This window comes from Pseudomonas sp. Sample_9, assembly GCF_004307535.1.
Classification (GTDB): Bacteria; Pseudomonadota; Gammaproteobacteria; order Pseudomonadales; family Pseudomonadaceae; genus Aquipseudomonas; species Aquipseudomonas mercuritolerans.
The window spans coordinates 1-4,953 of sequence record NZ_RAZO01000269.1; the positions used below are offsets into that span (position 1 = coordinate 1).

General features: G+C 61.9%; 5 protein-coding genes. 2 read left to right on the plus strand and 3 right to left on the minus strand.

Annotated elements, in window-relative coordinates; all coding sequences use genetic code 11:
- A partial coding sequence (locus D6877_RS14885) for an AraC family transcriptional regulator (RefSeq protein ID WP_130911289.1) occupies positions 1–569 on the plus strand: 569 nt, incomplete at its 5' end.
- Here the strand turns inward: D6877_RS14885 and D6877_RS14890 are convergent.
- Positions 526–1,980, minus strand: a complete 1,455-nt coding sequence (locus D6877_RS14890) for a TrkH family potassium uptake protein (protein ID WP_038363735.1) — start codon at positions 1,978–1,980, stop codon at positions 526–528. The two genes, D6877_RS14885 and D6877_RS14890, sit on opposite strands and share 44 nt — an antisense overlap.
- Before the next feature lie 121 nt (positions 1,981–2,101).
- Here D6877_RS14890 and D6877_RS14895 point away from each other — a divergent pair, with 121 nt between their 5' ends.
- Positions 2,102–2,668, plus strand: a complete 567-nt coding sequence (locus D6877_RS14895) for a nitroreductase family protein (RefSeq protein WP_064362083.1) — start codon at positions 2,102–2,104, stop codon at positions 2,666–2,668.
- A 213-nt stretch (positions 2,669–2,881) separates the two neighbouring features.
- Here the strand turns inward: D6877_RS14895 and D6877_RS14900 are convergent, their stop codons facing one another.
- Both D6877_RS14900 and D6877_RS14905 read right to left on the minus strand, forming a co-directional pair.
- Positions 2,882–4,222, minus strand: coding sequence for a HAMP domain-containing sensor histidine kinase (locus D6877_RS14900; protein WP_130911290.1), 1,341 nt, complete (start codon positions 4,220–4,222; stop codon positions 2,882–2,884).
- A gap of 176 nt (positions 4,223–4,398) precedes the next feature.
- Positions 4,399–4,851, minus strand: coding sequence for a Spy/CpxP family protein refolding chaperone (locus D6877_RS14905; protein WP_042607494.1), 453 nt, complete (start codon positions 4,849–4,851; stop codon positions 4,399–4,401).
- Positions 4,852–4,953 lie beyond the last annotated feature (102 nt).

Here is a 4,953-nt window from a genome sequence, read left to right on the forward strand (position 1 = left end):
TGGTTCAGGGCGATCAGCCGACAAACCTGCAACCCTATAAAGAAGCCTTTCACGCACCGCTGGTGTTCAACGCGCCTTACGATGCGTTGATCTTCGAACGTGCCGATATGGAGGCGCCGCTGCCGACCGCCAATGAAGCCATGGCGCTGTTGCATGATCGCTTTGCCGGGGAATATCTGGCGCGGTTTTCCGAAAGTCGCGTGACGCACCGGGCACGTCAGGTGCTGTGTCGTTTGCTGCCCCAGGGCGAGCCCAAGCGTGACACCGTGGCGCAGACGCTGCACCTGTCGCAGCGTACGTTGCAGCGGCGCTTGCAGGAGGAGGGCACCAGTTTTCAGCAGTTGCTCGACGACACCCGGCGCGAGCTGGCCGAGCAATATCTGGCGCAACCGAGCATGACCTTGCTGGAAATCGCTTACCTGTTGGGCTTTGCCGACCCGAGCAACTTCTTCCGCGCGTTTCGCCGCTGGTTCGACACCACACCCGGCGAATACCGCTTGCGCCTGACGCAGGTGCCGGACGCGGTCAATGACGCCAGAACGCCGGAATACACAGCACAAACACCGTAATGATCTCCAGTCGGCCGAGCAGCATGCCGAACGACAGAATCCATTTCGCCGCATCCGGCAGGGTCGCGAAGTTGCCGGCCGGGCCGATGGTTTCGCCCAGACCCGGGCCGACGCCGGACACGGTGCTGGCGGCGCCGGTCAGTGCGGTCATCCAGTCGACTCCGAGCAGCGACAGCAGCAGGGCGATCACGCAGATGGTGATGGCGAAGAAAAACGAGAAGGTCAGGATCGAACGGACAATTTCTTCGTCGAGGCGGTGACCGTTGTACTTCTGCTTGATCACCGCGCGCGGGTGGATCAGCTGATTGAGGTTGGCCTTGAGCAGGATGTAGGCGACCTGGAAACGGAAAATCTTGATCCCGCCTGCGGTCGAACCTGAGCAACCGCCGACAAAGCCCAGATAGAAAAACAGCATCAGCGAGAAGTTGCCCCACAGGCTGTAGTCGCCGAGGGCGAAACCGGTGGTAGTGACTACCGAGGTCACGTTCAGCGCCACATGCCGCAGCGCTTCCAGCCAATGCAGCTTGGTGGTCCACCAGTACCAGGTGCCGAGCACCAGCCAGGTCACCAGCAACATCGCCAGCAAACCCTGCACCTGTTGATCCTTGATCAACGCCCGGCGGTTGCCGCGCAGCGTCGCCACGTACAGGGTGAACGGCAGACTGCCGAGGATCATGATGACGATGGCCACCCAGTGCACCGCCGGTTGCGTCCATTTGGCCAGCGACTGGTCGGAGGTCGAGAAACCACCGGTGGAAATCGCCGACATCGCGTGGTTGATCGCATCGAACGGGCTCATCCCGGCCCACCAGAACGCCAGACTGCCGAGAATGGTGATGCCGACGTAGGCCGCCACAATCAACCGCGCCACCATGTGCGAACGCGGCATGACCTTCTCCGAGCGGTCCGAGGATTCGGTCTGGAACAGACGCATGCCACCGATGCGCAGCAGCGGCAGAATCGCCACCGCCATGCCGATGAAGCCGATGCCGCCGATCCAGTGCAGCAGCGACCGCCACATCAGAATCCCCGGCGACATGTTGTCCAGGCCGTTGAGCACGGTGGAACCGGTGGCGGTGATGCCGGACATGCTTTCGAAGAACGAGTCGGTGTAGCTGATGTGCTGGGTCAGCAGAAACGGCAGCGCGGCGAAAATGCACACCACCAGCCAGCTGCTGACCGTCAGCAGATACATGTCGCGCGGGCGCAGGTGGATGTGTTCGGGTCTGCCGGGTATCACCAGAGCGAGGCCGGCGACAAAGGTGATCATGCTCGCCCAGAGGAACGACGGCAGGTCGCTGGTGCGCTCGAAAATCACCAGCGTGGCCATCGGCACGACCATGGCCACAGCCAGGGTGATCAGGAAGATGCCGATGATGAAACCAATGATCCGTAAGGTCGGCAACGCCATGAAATCCGCTCGGGCTGGTGGGAGAAGGGCGCCATTCTACCTGCGGGGCAAGGCATGTAAACCGGCAGGCGCTGCGCAGATGAAGCTAGAATAGCCGCACATTTTTCAAAGGAGGTGGCCGATGCAGGCTCTCGACGCGTTGCTCAACCGTGTTTCCGTTCCCCGACTGGTCGAACCGGCCCCCACCGCCGAGCAGCGCGAAGCCCTGTTCGGCGCGGCCTTGCGTGCACCGGATCACGGCCATTTGCAGCCGTACCGCTTTTTGACCGTCGAAGGCGCAGCGCGTGAGCAAATGGGCGAGTTGCTGGCCGAGGCGGCGCGCCAGCAGGGCGGCGAAGTCACCGAAGCGATGATCGACAAGGCCCGCAATGGTCCGCTGCGCGCGCCGCTGGTGGTTGTGGTCATCGCGAAATTGCAGGAACACGTGAAATACCCGAAGGCCGAGCAACTGCTCACGGCCGGCTGTGCGGCTCACGGGATCTTGCTGGCGGCGTACGCGCAGGGGATTGGCGCCGTGTGGCGCACCGGGGATCTGGCGTACTCGAAGCATGTGGCTGAAGGTTTGGGGCTGGTGGAAGGCGAGGAGGTGATCGCGTTTCTCTATCTCGGCACGCCGCAGAAAGAGCCGCGCGTGGCGGAGAAGGTTGATCTGGCTGAGTTCGTCAGCGCCTGGCCCGGTAAAGCCTGAAGATCAAAAGCCCCTCACCCTAACCCTCTCCCAGAGGGAGAGGGGACTGATTGGGGGATGCTTTGGAGTTACACCGACCTGAGCGACCTTCGCTGAATCCAGAGTCGGGATACCGGATGTCTAGTTTCTGCGAATCCATAAGGTCGATGCACAACGGCAGACAACCCGGTCGGCCCCCTCTCCCTCCGGGAGAGGGTTGGGGTGAGGGGCTTTTCAGGGCTGGACGATTACTCCCGGCACCAACGGCAATTCCAGACTCGCCACAAAGCCGCCCTGCGGATGATTGGCCAGCGTCAGCGTGCCGCCATGCCGTTCCGCCGCGCGTTTGGCAATCGCCAGCCCCAGGCCATGCCCGGCAGTGGTCTGCCCCGGCGCCCGGTAGAACGGTTCGCCCAACTGACTCAGATGTTCGGTCTGCACCCCTGGCCCATGGTCGCGCACGCTGATGACAATCCGCTCTCCCTGCCGCGCAGCCTGCAATTCGATCGGCTGATCGCTCGGGTTGAAGCGCTGGGCGTTGCGCAGCAGGTTATCCACGGCGCGTTCGATCATCGTCGGCCAGCCTTTGAGATTCAGCTGCGGCTCGGCTTGCAGGCGTACGGTCTGCTCGGGCGAGCTGAGCTGCGCATCCTTTTGCAGCGCGGCGAGCAACGCATTCAGGTCCACTTCTTCAGCGCTGGCGTTGTCGGCATCGACTCGTGCCAGTACCAGAATTTCACTGATCAACGCCTCCAGCCGATCGCATTCGCGGGTCAGCCGTGGCCACAGTTTTTCGCGCTCTTCGGGGTTGGCGCGCTCGGCCAAAGCCAGCGCGATGCGCAGGCGCGCCAGTGGTGAGCGCAGTTCATGGGAGACATCGCGCAGCAGCTGGCGCTGACTGCCGATCAGGCTTTGCAGGCGCGCGCCCATGCGGTTGAAATCGGTGGCCAGCACGCCGAATTCATCGCGGCGGTTGGCCAGTTTCGCCAGACTGTTCTGCTGATATGTGGTCTGCCCCAGATCATGCACCGCGCCGCGCAAGCGACTCAGTGGGCGGGTGATGGAGAAAGTCACGAGCAAACTGAACAGGGTCAGCACCACCAGCGCGATGCCCAGCGCACTCAGCGGCCAGAGCAGGCTTTCGCGGTGCCAGGCGTCGAGTTCCGGGTGTGGGATGCGGTAGATAAACAGGTAGGTGTCACCGGTTTTTTCACTGGTGATTTCGTCGGTCAGACGCCGCCATGGCAGGCGGCGGTCATCGTTGTTCTGCCGCGCTTCGAATGCTGCGGCGCGGCGCGGGAAGGTGCCACGCACCACCGGATCGCCGGTTTCGTTGAGCACTTGAACGTCGATGTGATACTGGCGTTTGCGTTGTTCGAGAATGTCCTGCGCGGCTTCCTCGCCTTGGGTTTCGTAAGTCTGCGTCCATTCCGCCGCCAGCGTGTTGAGGCCGGGATGGCGGCTGAGAATCCACGCGTCCTGATTGAGCATGTGCCCGAGCAGAATCGACAGCCCGGCTACCAGAGCGATGGCCAGCCAGAAGCTCGCAAGAATCCGCCAGAACAGTGAACGCACAGAAATTCCTCGAAAATCAGATCGTTTAAATGTGGGAGCGAGCCTGCTCGCGAAGGCGTAGTGTCAGTCAATTCATCGCTGGCTGATACACCGCCTTCGCGAGCAGGCTCGCTCCCACATTCGATTTGAATGGAACAGGCCCGACGAGTTGAGTCGTCGGGCCCAGGGTCAAGCCATTATTGCGCCTTTTGCGCCTGCTGCGCTTTCCAGGCCTTGAACTCGGCCCATTCGGCACGGCGTTCGGCGCGTTTCTTCTGGATTTCGTCGAATTGCTTTTGTTGCTCAGGTTTCAGCAATGCACGGACATCGGACTCGGCTTTCTTGTGGTTGGCCGCGATCTCGTCCTTCATGGCTTTCTGGTCGGCCGGCGAGAGTTTCTCCAGGTACTTGTCGACCACCTGCTTACGCTCGTGCATCTGCTCGCCCATGATCTTGCGAATCTGCTCGCGTTGTTCGCGGGTCAGGTCGAGCTGGCTGTACGGACCTTTGCCGTGCATGCCGCCGTGCATCTGACCACCGTGGCGCGGGCCATCCAGCGGACCACCGAGCGGACCGCCATCCTGCGGCATGGCCATGGCCACGGTTGGCAGAGCGGCAGCGAACATCAGAGCGATAAGAGTCTTGCGCATGGTGTATCTCCTTGTCTCGTTCCCGGTACGTTCCGGATGAGTGCAGATTACGCAGATCAAGGTCAGCGGCGGTCAGCGCAGCGTAAAGCTTCGGTAAAGACG

Bases quoted from the DNA above. Each gene is read 5' to 3' on its own strand.
- D6877_RS14890 (WP_038363735.1), bottom strand. From the start codon at position 1,980: ATGGCGTTGCCGACCTTACGGATCATTGGTTTCATCATCGGCATCTTC.
- D6877_RS14895 (WP_064362083.1), top strand. From the start codon at position 2,102: ATGCAGGCTCTCGACGCGTTGCTCAACCGTGTTTCCGTTCCCCGACTG.
- D6877_RS14905 (WP_042607494.1), bottom strand. From the start codon at position 4,851: ATGCGCAAGACTCTTATCGCTCTGATGTTCGCTGCCGCTCTGCCAACC.